The organism is Mycobacterium haemophilum DSM 44634, assembly GCF_000340435.2.
GTDB classification, from domain to species: domain Bacteria; phylum Actinomycetota; class Actinomycetes; order Mycobacteriales; family Mycobacteriaceae; genus Mycobacterium; species Mycobacterium haemophilum.
Genome location: NZ_CP011883.2, coordinates 2,717,602 through 2,734,490 on the forward strand (window position 1 = coordinate 2,717,602; position 16,889 = coordinate 2,734,490).

General features: G+C 62.6%; 12 protein-coding genes and 2 pseudogenes. 5 read left to right on the top strand and 9 right to left on the bottom strand.

Annotation, left to right across the window (positions count from 1 at the left end):
• Positions 1 to 5: 5 nt before the first annotated feature.
• Positions 6 to 1,922 (bottom strand): annotated as a pseudogene (locus B586_RS12770) (APC family permease); the annotation flags it as partial.
• A 535-nt stretch (positions 1,923 to 2,457) separates the two neighbouring features.
• Here B586_RS12770 and B586_RS12775 point away from each other — a divergent pair.
• Positions 2,458 to 4,224, top strand: a complete 1,767-nt coding sequence (locus B586_RS12775) for an NAD-binding protein (RefSeq protein WP_047315131.1) — start codon at positions 2,458 to 2,460, stop codon at positions 4,222 to 4,224.
• Between the two features lie 22 nt (positions 4,225 to 4,246).
• On the opposite strand, the pseudogene B586_RS12780 reads toward B586_RS12775, so the two are convergent.
• The 3 genes and pseudogenes from B586_RS12780 to B586_RS12790 all read right to left on the bottom strand — a co-directional run.
• Positions 4,247 to 4,420: pseudogene (locus B586_RS12780) on the bottom strand (carboxymuconolactone decarboxylase family protein); the annotation flags it as partial.
• Positions 4,421 to 4,449: 29 nt separating this feature from the next.
• Positions 4,450 to 5,823 carry a TldD/PmbA family protein gene (locus B586_RS12785; RefSeq protein ID WP_054879748.1) on the bottom strand — a complete coding sequence of 458 codons (1,374 nt, stop codon included), beginning with the start codon at positions 5,821 to 5,823 and terminating at the stop codon, positions 4,450 to 4,452.
• A gap of 49 nt (positions 5,824 to 5,872) precedes the next feature.
• On the bottom strand, positions 5,873 to 7,390 hold the full coding sequence (locus tag B586_RS12790) for a TldD/PmbA family protein (protein ID WP_054879747.1): 1,518 nt from the start codon (positions 7,388 to 7,390) through the stop codon (positions 5,873 to 5,875).
• A gap of 33 nt (positions 7,391 to 7,423) precedes the next feature.
• Here B586_RS12790 and B586_RS12795 point away from each other — a divergent pair, with 33 nt between their 5' ends.
• The 3 genes from B586_RS12795 (at position 7,424) to B586_RS12805 (ending at position 10,515) form a co-directional block, all read left to right on the top strand.
• Complete coding sequence (locus tag B586_RS12795; RefSeq protein ID WP_054879746.1) at positions 7,424 to 8,296, top strand: carbohydrate ABC transporter permease; 873 nt, start codon at positions 7,424 to 7,426, stop codon at positions 8,294 to 8,296.
• Entirely contained in the window at positions 8,283 to 9,107 is an 825-nt protein-coding gene (locus B586_RS12800) for a carbohydrate ABC transporter permease (RefSeq protein ID WP_054879745.1), read from the top strand. The genes B586_RS12795 and B586_RS12800 overlap by 14 nt, the downstream gene beginning before the upstream one ends.
• 85 nt (positions 9,108 to 9,192) lie before the next feature.
• Positions 9,193 to 10,515: an extracellular solute-binding protein gene (locus B586_RS12805; RefSeq protein ID WP_054879744.1), complete on the top strand. Its 1,323-nt coding sequence runs from the start codon at positions 9,193 to 9,195 to the stop codon at positions 10,513 to 10,515.
• On the opposite strand, the gene B586_RS12810 is transcribed toward B586_RS12805, so the two are convergent.
• Genes B586_RS12810 through ddaH form a run of 4 tightly spaced genes read right to left on the bottom strand, consistent with a single transcriptional unit; the run spans position 10,512 to position 15,047 of the window.
• Positions 10,512 to 11,396, bottom strand: coding sequence for a universal stress protein (locus B586_RS12810; RefSeq protein ID WP_054879743.1), 885 nt, complete (start codon positions 11,394 to 11,396; stop codon positions 10,512 to 10,514). The two genes, B586_RS12805 and B586_RS12810, sit on opposite strands and share 4 nt — an antisense overlap.
• The gene (locus B586_RS12815; protein ID WP_047315123.1) at positions 11,393 to 12,886 is read right to left on the bottom strand and encodes an amino acid permease; all 1,494 of its coding nucleotides are present in this window, start codon (positions 12,884 to 12,886) and stop codon (positions 11,393 to 11,395) included. The genes B586_RS12810 and B586_RS12815 overlap by 4 nt, the downstream gene beginning before the upstream one ends.
• Before the next feature lie 32 nt (positions 12,887 to 12,918).
• Positions 12,919 to 14,175 carry an ornithine--oxo-acid transaminase gene (gene rocD, locus B586_RS12820; RefSeq protein WP_054879742.1) on the bottom strand — a complete coding sequence of 419 codons (1,257 nt, stop codon included), beginning with the start codon at positions 14,173 to 14,175 and terminating at the stop codon, positions 12,919 to 12,921.
• On the bottom strand, positions 14,172 to 15,047 hold the full coding sequence (gene ddaH, locus B586_RS12825) for a dimethylargininase (protein WP_054879741.1): 876 nt from the start codon (positions 15,045 to 15,047) through the stop codon (positions 14,172 to 14,174). The genes rocD and ddaH overlap by 4 nt, the downstream gene beginning before the upstream one ends.
• 133 nt (positions 15,048 to 15,180) lie before the next feature.
• Between ddaH and B586_RS12830 the strand changes: the two genes are divergently transcribed.
• Entirely contained in the window at positions 15,181 to 15,627 is a 447-nt protein-coding gene (locus tag B586_RS12830) for an Lrp/AsnC family transcriptional regulator (RefSeq protein ID WP_047315148.1), read from the top strand.
• 119 nt (positions 15,628 to 15,746) lie between these two features.
• On the opposite strand, the gene B586_RS12835 is transcribed toward B586_RS12830, so the two are convergent.
• A complete protein-coding gene (locus tag B586_RS12835) occupies positions 15,747 to 16,874 on the bottom strand; it encodes a serine hydrolase domain-containing protein (protein ID WP_054879740.1) in 1,128 nt (375 codons plus the stop codon).
• Positions 16,875 to 16,889 lie beyond the last annotated feature (15 nt).

The following is a 16,889-nucleotide window of genomic DNA, read 5'->3' on the forward strand; positions in this document are numbered from 1 at the left end:
GTGACCTCTGCGATCCGCGACTCTATGTCGTAGGGCACGATTTGTGCCGCCGCCCCAGGGATGCGGCTGACGGCGCGGGCGATCTTGTCCGCGGTGCGGTCATGAAGCAACCGACCCACCAGCGGCGAATATGTTCGACGTGGCAGCAGCACCGTCACTTTGCTGTCTGGGTGATCGTTGAGCACTTCCGCGACCAACTCATGCGCAGCCCGAACCAGGTGGCGATCCGGGCAGTCGATCACCCGCAGCGGCGTGTCGTGGTCAAAGTGCTCCCAGCGCTGCTGCAACCGGTCGGCGTGGACGACGTCCAGTAGGAAGTGCACCGCAGTGAGGTCGTCGGCATGCAGCCCGTTTGCGTAGCGCAGTGCCTCAATCTCGGCGAGATCAACCGAATCGACAAAGACGACGACCCGGTGTCGCGGGTAGCGAGCCAAGTCCGGACGTGTGGTGTGGGACATCTCCAGAACGGAGGCCTCGGCGCGGTATTGCCGGTTGAGCCGCACCAAAGCCAACACCAACACGGGAAACACCACGACGATGAGCCACGCACCCTCAGTGAACTTGGCCACCGCGAAGATTCCCACCACGATCGTCGACAACACCCCCGCCGACAAGTTGACCACCAGCTTGTAGCGCCAGCCCGGCCCGCGGCGGGTCAAGTGGTGCTTGGTCATGCCATAGCCGGCCATCGCGAACCCGGTGAACACGCCGATCGCGTAGAACGGCACCAGCGCATTGACCGAACCGCCGGTGACGACCAGCAGCGCCACAGACAGCACGGTGAGCGTCAGGATGCCGTTGGAAAACACCAGACGATGACCGCGCTTCATCAGCGGGCGCGGCAGAAAACGGTCCTCGGCAACAAAGCTGGCTAACGCCGGAAAGCCGTTGAAGCTGGTGTTGCCGCCTGTGTAGAGGATGGCCGCGGTCGACGCCTGCACCAAAAAGTACAGAATGTTGCCCAGCACACCGTGCCCGAAGACCGCCCGGGCAATCTCGGACAGCATCGACGGATACCCCTCAACATAGGGCGTGGCGTAGGTGACATGCGCCAGCCAAGCCACACCCGCCAGCAAAAACGCGAGGATGCAGGCCATCACAGTCAGCACCCGACGCGCGTTAACACCTTCGGGCCGACGGAAACTGTTGACCGTGTTGGAAATAGCCTCAACACCGGTCAGCGACGAGCCACCGTTGGCGAATGCTCGCAACACCACCAGCACCGTCGCACCCATCACCAGGCCACCACCCTGATGAACCGGCACCGCACCGACAATCTGCTGCGGATCGTATTTCGGTAAACCCCAAACGAATTCACGGACAAGTCCGACCACGATCGTCAGCGAGACCATGGCCACAAAGGCGTAAGTCGGCAGCGCAAAAGGCACTCCGGCCTCCCGCAATCCACGCAGGTTCGCCAGGCACATCAGCAACACCACGCCCACCGTGATTTCCAGGTTGTAGGGGCCCAACACCGGTATCGCCGAGACCACCGCGACTGTCCCGGCCGCGCATTGCACCGCGACAGTGACGACGTAGTCGATCAGCAGCGATGCGGCGGCGATCTGCGCCACCCGTGGCCCGAAGTTGTCCCGTGCGACCACATATGACCCACCGGAACGGGTATAGACCATGACGACTTGCCGATAGGACGCGGCCACCAACACCAGAATTAGCAGGATGACACCGGTGATCGGAAGCAACAATGCGAACGCCGCCATCCCAGCTGCCGGCAGCAGCTCAATCATGACCTGTTCAGAGCCGTAGGCGGTCGAGGAGATCGCATCCGGCGAAAGGACACCGAGAGCAACAGAATTCGACAATCGTTCGTGCTGCAGCTGGTCGGTGATCAACGGTTTCCCGAGCAAGCCGCGCTTACACACATCGGAAAAGGACAACCATGTTCTCTGTTTGTCAACCAAAGTCGTTGTCAAGAATCAATTTCCCTTTGCCGGTATGTGGACTTCGACGAGAGCCTATCGCCTTCGTGCGCTTCATCGGTCGACGGAATGGCCAGGAGCAGGATGTTGCCAGCATCTTCCCAACCTCAGTTAATCTCCATGTAACAAAGTCCGGGCCCTGACATCGGGAGCAGTGATGCACGTCACATATAAATCCTTGGCCCGACAAGACGTTTGGCTACCAACCAACTTTAGTACCAACACGGTTGATTTGAATGGCGACATATTGCCAACTCTATTTATGCTGTGACACAGTCTGATTGACTGCATCTCAGCAACATGATCAGGCTATTGCTGTGCAGCACGGGCAATTCTGTTGCTAGTATCAGTCAAGATCTCCGAAGTCCAAGTTCCGAATGAACATCACTGCAAACAAGGTAACTGCCTATGACAACTGTAGAAAAGTGTTGCGATGAAATCGTTTTCGACCTAATTGACGTCGGAAGAGCCTTAGCGGCGTTGTCTAGATCAATGTTCCACGGAGGGGCCGAAGCTTATGCGCCAGCGCGTTATCGTCAGCGGTGACGATGCGCTGGCGACGACGATCATCGAAGAGTTGAAGAGAGCGGGCGCAACCGTCGCCAAACTCCTCGGTCCTGAACTCGCCGGCACCCGGGTCAAAACGGAACTCGCTAGAGCTGGGGTCGCCGAAGCAACCGCCGTGATCTGCGCCGGAGATGACGACGCGACGAATCTCGAAATCGCTTTGCTCGCGAGGAAAGCCAATCCGGACATTCGCGTGGTGGCGCGGTTGGCCAACGAGGTGCTGCGGGAAGCGGTGGCCGACGACGATGGGCCGAGTGCGATCTTTGACGTCGCCGCCCTCGCGGCGTCGGCGGTCGTCGAGGCGTGCCTGGCGCGCACCACACACCCCTTCGAGGCGGCCGGCATTGAATTCATGGTCTTTGGCGCCGAGGCACCGCGCGACGCGACGCTGCGCGAAATCTATCGCGATCTTGCCCCGGTCGCGATTGTTCGCGGCCAGAACACCACCACCCCCGGCAATGTGGTGGCGTGTCCGGGACGGGATGTGCAGGTGCACGCTGGTGACTGGACGGCGATGATCGGCACTACCGACGAAGTGGACCGCTGCGGCGTCAAGGCTCCGCGCCAGGCTAGAACACGTTCGCGCCACTCTCGACTGCGCCGAGCATTGGACGCCGCGCGCACCCTGCCCAGCGAAGTCAATCCCGCGTTCTATCCCGTGATTGCCGCCCTGGGTGCCTTAATACTCGGCTCAACGGCATTGCTGCACTTTGGCTATAAGCACCCCGGGATGTCGTGGGTGGACGCGTTCTACTTCACCAACGAGACGATCACGACGGTCGGTTACGGCGACTTCAGCTTCGCCCAGCAGCCCACGTGGCTACGGATGTACGCTGCCATGTTGATGTTGGGTGGCGTAACCACCACCGCACTGCTTGTCGCTTTTGTCGCCGACGTGCTGTTGTCGCGTCGGTTCGTCTGGTCGAGCGGACGCCCGCGAGCGCGCCACCTGCGCAACCACATCATCGTCGTCGGGCTGAGCGCGCTTGGCATCCGCGTCGTCACTGATCTGACCGCAGCCGGATATGACGTAGCGGTGATCGAGCGCGATATGAACAACCGCTTCCTGTCGACGGCGGACCAACTCGACGTACCGGTGATCTTCGGGGATGCCACGTTACGCCAGACATTGGAAGCGGCCCGCGTCGACCAAGCCCGCGCCGTAGCGGTGCTGACCCGCGACGACATGGTCAACATCGAGACCGGGATCGTGCTTCGTGAAATGCTGGGCCACCAGGTGGAAGCCGCCGCCAACCGACGGGACGGCGTCCCGCTGGTGCTGCGGGTATACGACCACGACCTCGGCTCCGCGGTAGCCCAACGGTTCGGTTTCGAAAACGTTCGTTCTACCGTAGAACTGGCCGCCCCGTGGTTTATCGGCGCCGCGCTGGGGCTGCAGGTGCTGGGGACGTTTTCGGTCGGAAACCGCTCGTTTCTGATCGGCGGAATGCATGTGCAAGCCGGCAGCGAACTCGATGGGCTGCAGATGTTCGAGCTGTCAACGCAAACGCGTGTCATCGCGATTACCCGGGAAGATGCGCCGGTCCAGCTGCACCCGGGCCGCGACGCCCGGCTCAGCGCCGGCGACACCGTTTACCTTGTCGGTCCGTACCGAGAACTGCTCGCCACCCTACGCAAGGGACAGCCTGCCCGGCAGCACCCAATCGACGATGAACGCCCGACGGGAGATCAACAGGTGGACGTCAGGTTTGTTTAGTAATCACGGCATCAGCTGAACACTTGTTGCTGGCGTTACGCATGATGCCAAAGGTCAGTTCGACGGCCTCGGCATCGGACAAACGGGCGCGCACCTCGCCGACATCGTCGGCGACGAGGTGCGCCAGTGTCCAAACTAACGCATCCACATACCGCAGCGCGGCTTTTGCGCGGTCATCGCACAATACTGAGGTCTCGGTGCTGTCACGCACCGCTCGGCAATCGGCTAGTGCGCCTGGCTCACCGACGACATGTGGAAGTCGGGTATCCGTAACGAAGGCATCGCCGCCCGGGTGGCCCAGTCCCCCCATTCCCGCGGTAGGGTCATCTCACTGACACCGGCCTGCGTGGCCCGTCGTAGCAGGTCCAGCGGGCTTTCGTTGAACCGGAAGTTGTTGACCGCCGCAGTCACCTCGCCGTCTTCGATGAGGTACACGCCGTCGCGGGTCAGCCCAGTGAGCAGCAGCGTGGTGGGGTCGACCTCGCGGATGTACCACAGCGTAGTCAGCAGCAGGCCGCGCTCGGTGCCCGCGATCATGTCGGCGAGATCGGTCGACCCACCCGTCATCATCAGGTTTTCGGCGGCGACCGCGACCGGGGCGTTGAACTTGGCAGCCGTGGCCCGCGGATAGGCCAGCGCGTTGATCACCCCGTCGCGGATCCAGTCGACCTGACCGATTTCCATCCCGTTGTCGAACACCGACATCGTCTCTGAAGAATTGCCCACCGCGACAAACGGCATGCATGCCAACCCCGCAGCGAAAGGGTCGGAAAACAACGTCAGTGGCAACTCGGTGAGCCGCTCCCCCACCCGGGTCCCGCCGCCGGGCGCCGACAATGCGGTCCGGCCCTCCTGGGCACCCCGGCCGGCCATCGACCATGCCAGGTAGATCATCATGTCGGCCACCGTCGATGGCGGCATGATCGTCTCGTATCGTCCCGCCGGCAGCTCGACCCTACGCTGCGCCCAGCCCAACCTCATCGACAGCTGCTCGAGCAGCAGATCGGTTGGCACGTCCACGAAATCGGGCGAGCCGACACCCACCCAAGCACTCGCGTCGCCCCGTTTGGCGTTGATCTCAATTGCCCCGGTGGGCTGGGTGTAGCGTCGGCGCAGTCCCGTGGACGACGCCAAAAACGTCGTCGAGACACTATGGTGCGCGTAGCCGTACAGCCGGTCGGTGCCGCGGAACCCCCAGCTCAGTGAGCCGGCGACATCGGCGAACACCTCAGCTCCGGTGCCAGGCACCGCCGCGTCCCAATCGTCGGGTGTCCCGGTACCGGCCAGCAGCGGCGCAGCATCGCCGGCCTCGGGCGCCGAGCGAGCCGCCTCTTGGGATGCAGCCACCAGCCCGGGAATCACTAGGGGATCCACTTCAGCCGATACCACCGTGCCAACGAAAGCGCTATCACCTTGGTGCACAACCGAAATCACGGCCACATTTCGATTGACCGAAACTCCATTGGTGGTCATCGAATTGCCCGCCCAGCGCAAGGTCGCTTCGACACGGTCGGTGACTATCACCATGGTCTCGTCGGCCCGGCCAGATTTCGCCGCCTCAGCTAGCACGAGATTGACGGCATGCTGCGCAGTGATCATGAGCGCCGCTCCTCAGCTTCGCTTCGCTCTGCATTGTCGCCGGCGCGGATCATCGGCCGCTCTCGGTACGGGTGTTGAGTACGTTGACGCCTCTGAATAGCGCCGACGGACAGCCGTGGCTCACGGCGGCCACCTGGCCGGGCTGGGCCTTGCCGCAATTGAAGGCGCCGTTAAGCCGCCAGGTCGACGGGCCGCCCACGGCTTCCATGGAATTCCAGAAGTCGGTGGTGGTGGCCTGATACGCGACATCACGCAGCTGACCATCCAGGCGGCCATCTCGGATACGGAAGAACCGCTGCCCCGTGAACTGAAAGTTGTAGCGCTGCATATCGATCGACCATGACTTGTCGCCGACGATGTAGATGCCGTCGTCGACCCGGGCGATCAGGTCAGCAGTAGTAATCTCGTCGGGGCCGGGCTGCAGCGACACGTTGGCCATCCGCTGAATCGGCACGTGATGCGGCGAATCGGCATACGAGCACCCGTTGGAGCGCGGCTGCCCCAACCGCGGGGCAAAGACCCGGTCGAGCTGATAGCCGACGAACACCCCGTCACGCACCAGGTCCCAGCGCTGCGCGGCCACGCCCTCGTCGTCGTAACCGACACTGGCTAGACCGAATTCGACCGTCCGGTCCGCTGTCACGTTCATCACCGGCGAACCATATTGCATGGTTCCGAGTTTGTCAGGGGTGGCGAACGAGGTGCCAGCGTAGGCGGCCTCGTAGCCAATAGCGCGATCGTATTCGGTTGCGTGACCAATGGATTCGTGAATGGTCAACCACAGGTTAGTCGGGTCGATCACCAGATCCTTAGGTCCCGGGGTCACGCTGGGCGCCTTGACCTTCGCGGCCAGCAGCGACGGCAGCTGCGCGAGCTCGTCGGTCCAGTTCCACACGCCATCATCGACGAGGATCTCCCAGCCTCGGGCCGTCGGCGGCGCCAGGGTGCGCATCGAGTCGAAACCGCCCGCCGCGGCGTCCACCGTCACCGCTTCCAAGGAGGGCATTAGCCGCACCCGTTGTTGGGTGATTGACGATCCGAAGGTGTCGGCGTAGAACGTCTGCTCCTTGACCGCCGTTAAACCAGCCGACACGTGGTCAATGCCGTCGGCGTCCAGCAACCGCCAGGAGAACCCCTCGAGCACGGCAATCTTGTCCGCCGCGGGGATGCTGAATGGGTCGATCCGGTAACTCGACACCCAGCTGGCGTTGGCGTAGACCGGCTCGGGTGCAAGCTCGACGCGCTCGCTGTTGAGCGCCGCGAGCGTGGTGGCCACCTGTACTGCGCGGCGCGCAGTGCCGGCTGCCACGGAAGGCGCCAACTCGGCGTGCGAGGCGAACCCCCAGGTACCGTCCACGATCACCCGGACCGCCAACCCGACCTCACGGCTGACCATCGCGGTCTCCAGCTCGCCGTCACGGAGCTGGATGATCTCGGTGCAGAGGCGGTGAATGCGCAGGTCGGCGTAGCTGGCCCCGGCCGCAGTAGCCGCCGACAACGCGGCTTCGGCCAACTCCTGGCGCGGCAGGTCCACGAAGTCAGCATCGATCCCCCGGTTTGGTGTCACGGCTACACCGTAACGACCGGCTTTAATACACCCATGGCTGCGTCGCCCCGCCGATCCATTGTGCTGGCCTACGCCCTGCTGGCCCCCAGCCTGGTCGGTGTGGCCGCCTTCTTACTGCTGCCCATTCTCGTGGTGATCTGGCTGAGCATGTTCCGGTGGGACCTGCTGGGGCCGCTGCACTATGTCGGCCTGGCCAACTGGCGGTCGGTGCTGACCGACCCCGACTTCGCCAACTCACTAATTGTCACGGCCGTCTTCGTGGCGATCGTGGTGCCGGCTCAGACGGTGCTCGGCCTGCTGACCGCGACAATGCTGGCCCGCCAACTTCCGGGCACCGGCGTATTTCGCACGCTATATGTGCTGCCGTGGATCTGCGCCCCGTTGGCAATCGCGGTGTTGTGGCGCTGGATCTTTGCTCCCACCGACGGCGCTGTTGCCACCGTCCTCGGACATCGCATTGAATGGCTCTTCGAGCCCAGCCTTGCGCTGCCGATCGTTTCGGCGGTCGTCGTCTGGACCAACATCGGATATGTCTCGCTGTCGTTCCTCGCCGGCCTACTGGCTATCCCAGACGACATCCACGCGGCCGCGCGCACCGACGGCGCCGATGCCTGGCAGCGGTTCTGGCGCATTACTCTGCCGATGCTGCGGCCGACGATGTTCTTTGTGTTGGTTACCGGAATCGTCAGCACAGCACAGATTTTCGACACCGTCTATGCGCTGACCGATGGCGGTCCGGATGGTCGCACCGACCTGGTGGCGCACCGCATCTATGCCGAAGCGTTCGGCTCCGCGGCCATCGGGCGAGCATCGGTGATGGCGGTGTTACTATTCGTCATCTTGCTCGGCGTCACCGTCGTTCAGCATGTGTACTTCCGGCGGCGGATCAGCTATGAGCTCACCTAGCCGCCTCTCCAACACCGTGATCTACGCCGGCCTAGCACTCGGTGCGCTGATCACCGTGGCACCGTTCGCACTTGGCTTACTCACCTCGTTCACGTCGGCTCACCAATTTGTGACCGGTACGCCACTGGAGTTGCCGCGGCCACCCACACTGGCCAACTACGCCGGCCTGTCCGGTGCTGGATTTCTGCGCGCAGCAGCGGTGACCGCGTTGATGACGGCGGTGATTCTGCTTGGCCAGCTGACCTTCTCGGTGTTGGCCGGCTACGCGTTCGCACGGTTACGGTTCCCCGGGCGAGATGCTTTGTTTTGGGTCTACATCGCGACATTGATGGTGCCGGCGACGGTCACGGTGGTGCCGATGTATCTGATGATGGCCCAAATCGGCCTCCGCAATACATTTTGGGCGCTGGTTCTGCCGTTTATGTTTGGCTCCCCGTACGCAATTTTCCTGCTGCGCGAGCACTTTCGCATCATTCCGAACGATTTGATCAACGCGGCACGCCTCGACGGCGCTAACACTCTAGACGTGATCGTGCATGTCGTGATTCCGTCCAGCCGCTCAGCTCTAGTGGCGTTAGCACTCATCACTGTGGTCTCGCAGTGGAATAACTTCATGTGGCCGTTGGTGATTACTAGTGGCCACAAGTGGCGTGTGCTCACGGTGGCGACGGCTGACCTACAGTCCCGATTCAACGCCCAGTGGACGCTGGTGATGGCCGCGACCACGGTCGCGATCGTGCCGCTGATCGTACTATTCGTTGGTTTCCAACGGCACATCGTCGCCTCGATCGTCGTCTCGGGGCTGAAATGAGCCGCTTTGGGTTTAGTACCGAGATTGCCGTCAAGGCTGTGATTTTTGTGGATCCACGACCACCACGGCAATCTCGACGCACACCGTGACCGGGCCTCGCTTTTCCACGCTGGTCGCCGGCGCGCTTGCGCTGGTGGCGGTGCTGTTGGCCGCGACTGCGGTACTGCTGGACTACTCGGGCGAACCCCGTGGCGGCAAGGTCGTCGTTACGGTGCGCCTGTGGGATGAACCGATCGCGTTGGCGTATCAGCAGTCGTTCCAGGCCTTCACCCGTACGCATCCCCATATCGAAGTGCGCACCGATATGGTTGCCTACTCGACATACTTCAACACCTTGCGCACCGACGTGGCCGGTAGCAGCGCCGCCGACATCTTCTGGATATCAAGCGCTTACCTCGCCGCATATGCCGACAGTGGCCGGTTGATGAGGATCGATAATCCGGCGTCGGAGTGGGAACCAGCGGTGGTAGACCAGTTCACCCGGGCCGGTGCGCTATGGGGTGTACCGCAGTTGACCGACGCCGGCATCGCCGTGTTCTATAACGCCGACCTGCTCGCTGCTGCCGGTATCGATCCGGTCCAGCTCGACCATATGTGGTGGACTCCCAGCGGTGACGACACCTTGCGCCCCTTGCTGGCTCGGCTCACCCTGGATGCCGATGGAAATGCTGCGAACACACCAGGTTTCGACTCAGGACGAGTCCGTCAATGGGGATACAACGCGGCCAACGACCCCCAAGCCATCTACCTCAACTACATCGGGTCAGCCGGCGGAGTATTCCAGCGCGGCGACGAGTTCGCCTTCGATAACCCCGAGGCGATCGAGGCCTTCCGGTACCTGGTCAGGCTGATCAACCACGACCACGTGGCGCCACCGGCCTCAGACACCAACGACAACGGCGATTTCTCGCGCAACCAATTTCTGGCCGGCAGGATGGCGCTCTTCCAATCCGGCACCTACAACCTGGTACCAATAGCCCGCGAGGCCCAGTTCCGTTGGGGTGTCGCGTTGCTGCCGGCCGGTCCGCAAGGCCGGGTAAGCGTTACCAATGGTATTGCCGCAGCCGGTAATGCAGCGACCAAGCATCCGGACGCGGTGCGTCAGGTATTGGCCTGGATGGGCAGCAGGCAGGGCAACGCGTACCTGGGCCGTCACGGTGCCGCCATCCCGGCGGTGCGGTCGGCTCAGCCGGTCTACTTCGACTATTGGGCCGGTAAAGGCATAGATATCAGGCCCTTCTTCTCGGTGCTGGACGGCTCCCACATTCCGGCTCCGGGCGGCGCCGGCTTTCCCGCCGGAGACGGCGCATTGCAAAGCTATTTCGACGAAATGTTCCTCGGCCGCGGCGATGTCGCGACAATCCTGGGTCAGGCTCAGGCAGCAGCCAACGCCGCAGCTCACCGCTAGCTGGGCAGCACCAGCACCGGAACCGGGCTGTGGCGGATAATCTTGGCGCTGCGAGAACCGAGGAATACCCGGTGGATCTCGCCGCGGGGCGAGGTGCCCAGCGCCAGGATCTCGCCGTCCTCCCAGTCCGCCGCGGCGAGCGCGTCTTGCCAATCGTCGCCGGTAACCACTTGCAGCACAACGTCCTCGCCAACTACCCCATCAGTCTTCAGATTTTCCAGGTTTTCTCGTGCTTGCGACGCCCACGCGTCGAGGATCGAATCCTCGGCGTCCAGCCCGACCTCCGGTGGATACATCGTCCGGCCGCGCACCGCGAAGCTGATCACTCGCGCCGGCACCCCGAACCGCTTGGCGGACTGAAAGCAGCGCCTCACCACATCGACTGCATCCGGGATAGCCGAATAGGCACACGTCACCCGCGATAGCTTGCCGGTGTGGCCACGATATCCGCGGGTACTGATCGCTACCGGCACCGGCGACGAATGCAGCAGCCAGTCAGCCGTCGAGCCGATCACCACCTGCCCTTGCCCACGTCCACCGCTCGGCAACGACCCCAGCACCAAGAGCTCAGCGTCGACTTCCTCGACCACTTCGATCAACCCACCCGCGACCGAGCGGTGCGCGCGGTGGCAGTAGTCGATCTCGATCCCGTCGGCCACTTTGTCGAGATGCTGCTGGGCCTCCTTCGCCGAGTCCGCGGCCAGATGATCTGCCCATTGCTCGTATTCGGCGTCGATGCGCGCCCGCGACGGGGTCAGCCACGGTTTCGGCACGATGGTCGCGACGGTTAGCGACGTTCTCAGTGTCCGCGCGGTGCGCACGGCCAGATGCAACCCTGACAGCCCGACCTTGCCAGCCAGGTAGCCGGCAACGACAGTCACAGCATTTCCTTCGGCGGACTGTTGAACACCTCGTTTTGCTGGACGCCTGTCGTGATGCGCTGGGGACCGCGAGTGTTGAGCGCGCTGTGGTGGCGACCCCACGCCAGGTAGAAGATCAGCGCCAGCGCGACCCATCCACTGAACGCGATCCAGGTATACCAGTGCAGGCTGGCGAGAATGTACCCACACGCCAGCACTGAAAGCACCGGCGTCACAGGATAACCGGGCACTTTGAACGCGCGCGGCAGGTCGGGTTCGCGCACGCGCAGGATGATCACCCCGGTAGACACGACGATGAATGCGGTGAGCGTGCCGATGGACACCATGTCCGCCAAATCAGACAGTGGTACGACGGCGGCAAGAACCGACGCCGCGGTGGCGACGATGACCGTATTGGCCACCGGCGTCATCGTGCGCGGATTCACCGTCGCAAACCATGTCGGCAGCAGTCCGTCGCGGCCCATGGCAAATAGGATGCGCGTCTGGCCGTACGTCGTGACCAACGTGACGGTGAAGATCGAGATCACCGCACCGGCCGCCAGAATTGTGCTGGCCCACTTGCCGTGCGTGACGTGGTCGAGGATCGTCGCCAGCCCGGCCTCTTGCTGCTCACCGAACTTCTGCCACGGCTGGGTGCCCAGCGCAGCGAGCGCAACGAGCACATAAACGCTGGTGACGACGATTAGCGCCGCGATCAGTGCCCGCGGCATCGTCTTCTGCGGGTTTTTCACCTCGTCACCCGCGGTCGACACGGTGTCAAGGCCGACGAAAGAGAAGAAAATCGTGCCCGCCGCCGAACCGATGCCGGCGACGCCGAATGGCGCGAAATCCTTGAGGTGGTTGGCGTCATAGGCGCTGAACGCGATGACCACGAACATGCCCAGCACACCGAGCTTGATCAGCACCATGATCGCGTTGACCTTCGCCGACTCGCTGGCGCCGCGGATCAACAGCAAACTACACATTCCGATCAGAATGACCGCCGGCAGGTTCACATAACCCGGTGCCGAGTCCCACGGCGCGGCCGACAAGGCCTGCGGCATCTCGAATCCAAATAAGTTGCGCAGCAGCTTGTTGACGTAGCCGCTCCAACCGACCGCGACCGCGGCGGTGGCCACCCCGTACTCCAGCAACAGACAGGCGCCCACACCGACCGCAACGGCCTCGCCCAGCGTGGTATATGCGTACGAATACGATGAACCCGAAACCGGCACCGCGGAGGCTAATTCGGCATAGCAAATAGCCGCGAGTCCAGCCGCGACGCCCGCGACGACAAACGAGATGATCACCCCGGGACCCGCTTCTGGCACGGCCTGGGACAGCACAAAGAAGATGCCGGTACCAATCGTCGAACCGACCCCGAACATGGTCAGCTCGAACGTGCCGATACTCCGTTTGAGGTGGGCAGCGGCCCCATATGCGACCGGGGCGCCGACCACCGGTCGGCGCCGCAACATCTGCTCTGTCAGGCTGATCGACGGGGACGTCATTGCACCTCCGGAGTTATTGGATCAGCTGATTATCAGGCCTCCCTCAACGCGGCGGCGAACTGGCATACCGCCCAGTCGATCTCCTCGGCAGTGATGACCAGTGGCGGTGCGAACCGTAGCGTGCAACCATGGGTTTCCTTCACCAGCACACCACGGCCGGCCAACCGCAGGCTCATTTCCCTCCCTGTTTGTGGGCCGGTGGACGATGTCGGCTCGATGTCGACGCCTGCCCACAATCCCAGGCCACGCACCGCCAGCACACCGTCGCCGATCAGTCCCTGCAGACGGCGATGCAGATGCGCGCCCAATTCCGCCGAGCGAGCCTGGAATTCCCCCCGCGCCAACATGGAAACGACCGTCGTACCGATTGCCGCGGCCAACGGGTTGCCACCAAACGTCGAGCCGTGTTCACCGGGATGCAGCACACCGAGGATCTCGCGGTCTGCGACCACCGCTGACAGCGGAACCACGCCGCCGCCGAGTGCCTTACCGAGCAGGTAAACATCTGGTACCACGCCCCAGCGGTCACCGGCGAACGTATAGCCGGTGCGGGCCAACCCCGACTGGATTTCGTCGGCGATCATTAACACGTTGTGCTCGCTGCACAACGCCCGCACGGCCGGCAGGTAGTCGTCTGGGGGAACAATGACGCCCGCCTCGCCTTGGATCGGCTCGAGTAGCACCGCGACGGTGTTGTCATCGATCGCGGCGACCAGTGGTTCAGGGTCGCCGAACGGTACCGAGCGGAACCCCGGTGTGAACGGCCCAAATCCGTGTCGCGCTACCGGATCGGACGAGAAGCTGACGATGCTGATCGTGCGACCATGGAAGTTGTTGTCGGCCACGATGATGTTAGCCCGACCCTCGGGGACGCCCTTGACCTCGGCGCCCCACTTGCGGGCGACCTTGAGGCCGCTCTCCACTGCTTCAGCGCCAGAGTTCATCGGTAACACCATGTCTTTTCCGCACAACTGGGCAAGTGCGGCGCAAAACGGTCCGAGATTGTCGGACTGGAAGGCTCGACTCACCAGCGTGGCGGTGTCGAGTTGAGCGTGGGCCACCGCGGTGATCTCTGGATTGCGATGACCAAAGTTGACCGCCGAATAGGCGGCCAAGCAGTCCAGGTAGCGCCGGCCGTCGATGTCGGTGATCCACGCGCCCTCGGCGCTTGCCGCGACCACCGGCAGCGTCGAATAGTTATGCGCTGCATATTTTTCCACTAAAGCAATCGCCGCCTGAGTTCGGTCTGTGGCCACCGGCGCCGAAGCTGGAGCGCCGAGAATTGTCATGGGAAGACCTCCAACGTGCAGCACTTGACCGAACCGCCACCCTTGAGTAACTCGGACAGATCGACGCTGATCGGCTCAAAGCCAACTTCACGCAGCTGCGTGGCGAAACCAGTTGCAGCAGAAGGAAGCACAACATGTAAGCCATCGGATACGACATTCAGACCAAGCACATACGCGTCAGCGCTACCGACCACGATGGCGTCGGGAAACAGCGCGTACAGTTGATCCTGCGCCGCCGTACTGAACGCCGGAGGGTAAAACGCAATCGTGCGGTCATCGAGAACACCCAGCGCGGTATCGAGATGATAGAAGCGGGGATCGACCAGCTCGAGGGAAATCACCGGCCTCCCCAGTGCCACTGAGATTTCGGCGTGTGCGCGACGGTCGGTTCGAAAGCCATAGCCCGCCAACAGCATTTCGCCCACCAACAGTACGTCGCCCTGCCCCTCATTGACGTGACGAGTGGTCACCGGCTGATATCCCACCGACGACATCCACTCCGCGTAGGCTTTCGACTCGCCCGCCCGCTCGGCGAACCGGAACCTGGCGGCGATGGCAATATTGTTCGCGATGAACCCGCCGTTGGCGGCGTAGACCATGTCTGGCAGTCCGGGCACGGGTTCAACCAAGTCCACCTGGTGGCCCAGCCGTACGTAGGTCTGGTACAGGTCCACCCACTGAGCATGCGCGACCTGGACGTCGACCGGGGTGGTGACGTCCATCCAAGGGTTGATTGCATACTCGACCGCAAAATAGGTCGGCGGGGTCATCGCGTATCGGCAGGGGCGGGGCGTGCGGCCGCGCTGCTCGGCGGCTTGCCATGCCAGAGCTTCCGATTGAGAACAGGCGGCCTCGACATAGTAATCCGTCATGCGTCAACGATATTTTGCCTTGATTAACAATCAAAACGACGGATATTGCGTGCTAATAGCCAATTTATTGCGCTAAATTTGTATCTGCGACGATCTGTTGCGCACGAGGATGCGCCGAGCCAAGGAGACCGTGTTGAACCGCCTAGATGACACCGACGAGCGCATCCTCGCCGAGCTGGCCAAGCATGCGCGGGCCACCTTCGCCGAGATCGGACAGCAGGTGAATTTGTCCGCACCGGCAGTCAAACGACGTGTCGATCGGATGCTTGCCAAGGGCGTGATCAAGGGTTTTACCACTATCGTCGACCGCAATGCGTTGGGCTGGAACACCGAGGCCTATGTGCAGGTGTTCTGCCACGGCAGGATTGCGCCCGATCAGTTGCAGGCGGCGTGGGTGGATATCCCCGAGGTTGTCAGCGCCGCGACGGTTACCGGCACCTCTGACGCCATCCTGCACGTGCTCGCCCATGACATGCAGCACCTCGAGACAGCGCTCGAACGCATCCGTTCGAGCGCTGACATCGAGCGCAGCGAAAGCATCGTCGTGCTGTCTAACCTTATCGACCGCATGCGGCCCTAGACCCCGGTCAGCCGGCGAGACGCTAACGGCGACAGCTGGTTTCGTTCGGGGACCGAACGAAACCTGGGGTGCCTAGGCGTGCATTCTCGGGGATGCCGCCGGTGAGCTGAGCCCCCGGTTTACGGACTCAGCGCGTAGCGGTGATCTGGGGAGACGATCTTGGTGACGGCGGCGGCCAGCGTCATACTCGCCGCCTCGCCACGATAATCAATATTGGTGTTAGTGAGAATGACGAGCGTTAGTTGCTTGTCCGGCAGGTAAACCGCCACGGTTTCGTAGCCGGGCAAAGTGCCGTTGTGCCCGATCCATCCGGCAAAGTTGCCGATTCCCAACCCATATCGGATCCGCACAGGCACGCCGGGCTCATCCACAGTCTCCAGCCGTTGCCGTTGCATCGCAGGACTGAGCAGCTTGCCGGTGGCGGCCGCGATCGTCCAGACGTGTAAGTCGTCGAGCGTGGAAATCATCGCCCCGGCGGCCCAGGCCCAGGACGGATCCCAGTCGGTTGCCGTGGCCTCGGCGCCGTTGGACGTCAAGGTGGTGTAGCCCTGAGCGTGCGGCTCCGGAAACCCGTTCGTTGTAGGAAAACTGGTATGACTCAAGCCAAGCGGTGTGATGACGTGTTCGCGGAGGTAGTCGGGCAGCGACTGTCCGCTGACCTTTTCCACCACCAGGCCCAGCAGGACAGTATTGGTGTTGGAGTAGTGAAATGCCTCCCCCGGCAAACACTCCGGCGGCTGCGCGAACGCGTATCCGAGCAGCTCTTGAGGGCTGAAGTGGCGGTGCGGGTCAGCGAGATACGCTTGTCTAAACGCTTGAGTGTTGGTGTAGTTGGACAGTCCGCTTTGCATCCGCGCCAACTGTCGCAAGGTAATTCGGTCGCCAGCAGGGACACTGTCGACGTACTTCGCAATCGGATCATCGAGATGGACCCTGGCTTGGTCGGCAAGCTGCAGCAACGCTGTGACGGTAAAGGTTTTTGTTTCGCTGCCAATGCGGCTGTAGAAATCGGCGTTCATCGCAGCGCCGGTGGTCTTGTCCGACACCCCAAACGCTCGGACATATTGGCCCTGCGGCCCCCACAAACCCACGATGGCGCCTGGGATCGATGCCGTTCGCCTCGCGTCGTCGATGGCGCCGTCAAGCTGCCGGACCGTGGCGGGGTCTAGGCTCGGCGTCGATGGTGACTGACCAGCGCATGCAGTTGCAAAAGTCAGCAACACCGCGATGCCGGCAACCAGCGGCATACGTCGCCGCTGGCC

What these genes read in the sequence shown, in the direction of transcription:
- B586_RS12775 (WP_047315131.1), top strand. Translation starts at nt 2,458, where the DNA reads ATGCGCCAGCGCGTTATCGTCAGCGGTGACGATGCGCTGGCGACGACG.
- B586_RS12785 (WP_054879748.1), bottom strand. Translation starts at nt 5,823, where the DNA reads ATGATCACTGCGCAGCATGCCGTCAATCTCGTGCTAGCTGAGGCGGCG.
- B586_RS12795 (WP_054879746.1), top strand. Translation starts at nt 7,424, where the DNA reads ATGGCTGCGTCGCCCCGCCGATCCATTGTGCTGGCCTACGCCCTGCTG.
- B586_RS12800 (WP_054879745.1), top strand. Translation starts at nt 8,283, where the DNA reads ATGAGCTCACCTAGCCGCCTCTCCAACACCGTGATCTACGCCGGCCTA.
- B586_RS12815 (WP_047315123.1), bottom strand. Translation starts at nt 12,886, where the DNA reads ATGACGTCCCCGTCGATCAGCCTGACAGAGCAGATGTTGCGGCGCCGA.
- rocD (WP_054879742.1), bottom strand. Translation starts at nt 14,175, where the DNA reads ATGACAATTCTCGGCGCTCCAGCTTCGGCGCCGGTGGCCACAGACCGA.
- ddaH (WP_054879741.1), bottom strand. Translation starts at nt 15,047, where the DNA reads ATGACGGATTACTATGTCGAGGCCGCCTGTTCTCAATCGGAAGCTCTG.
- B586_RS12835 (WP_054879740.1), bottom strand. Translation starts at nt 16,874, where the DNA reads ATGCCGCTGGTTGCCGGCATCGCGGTGTTGCTGACTTTTGCAACTGCA.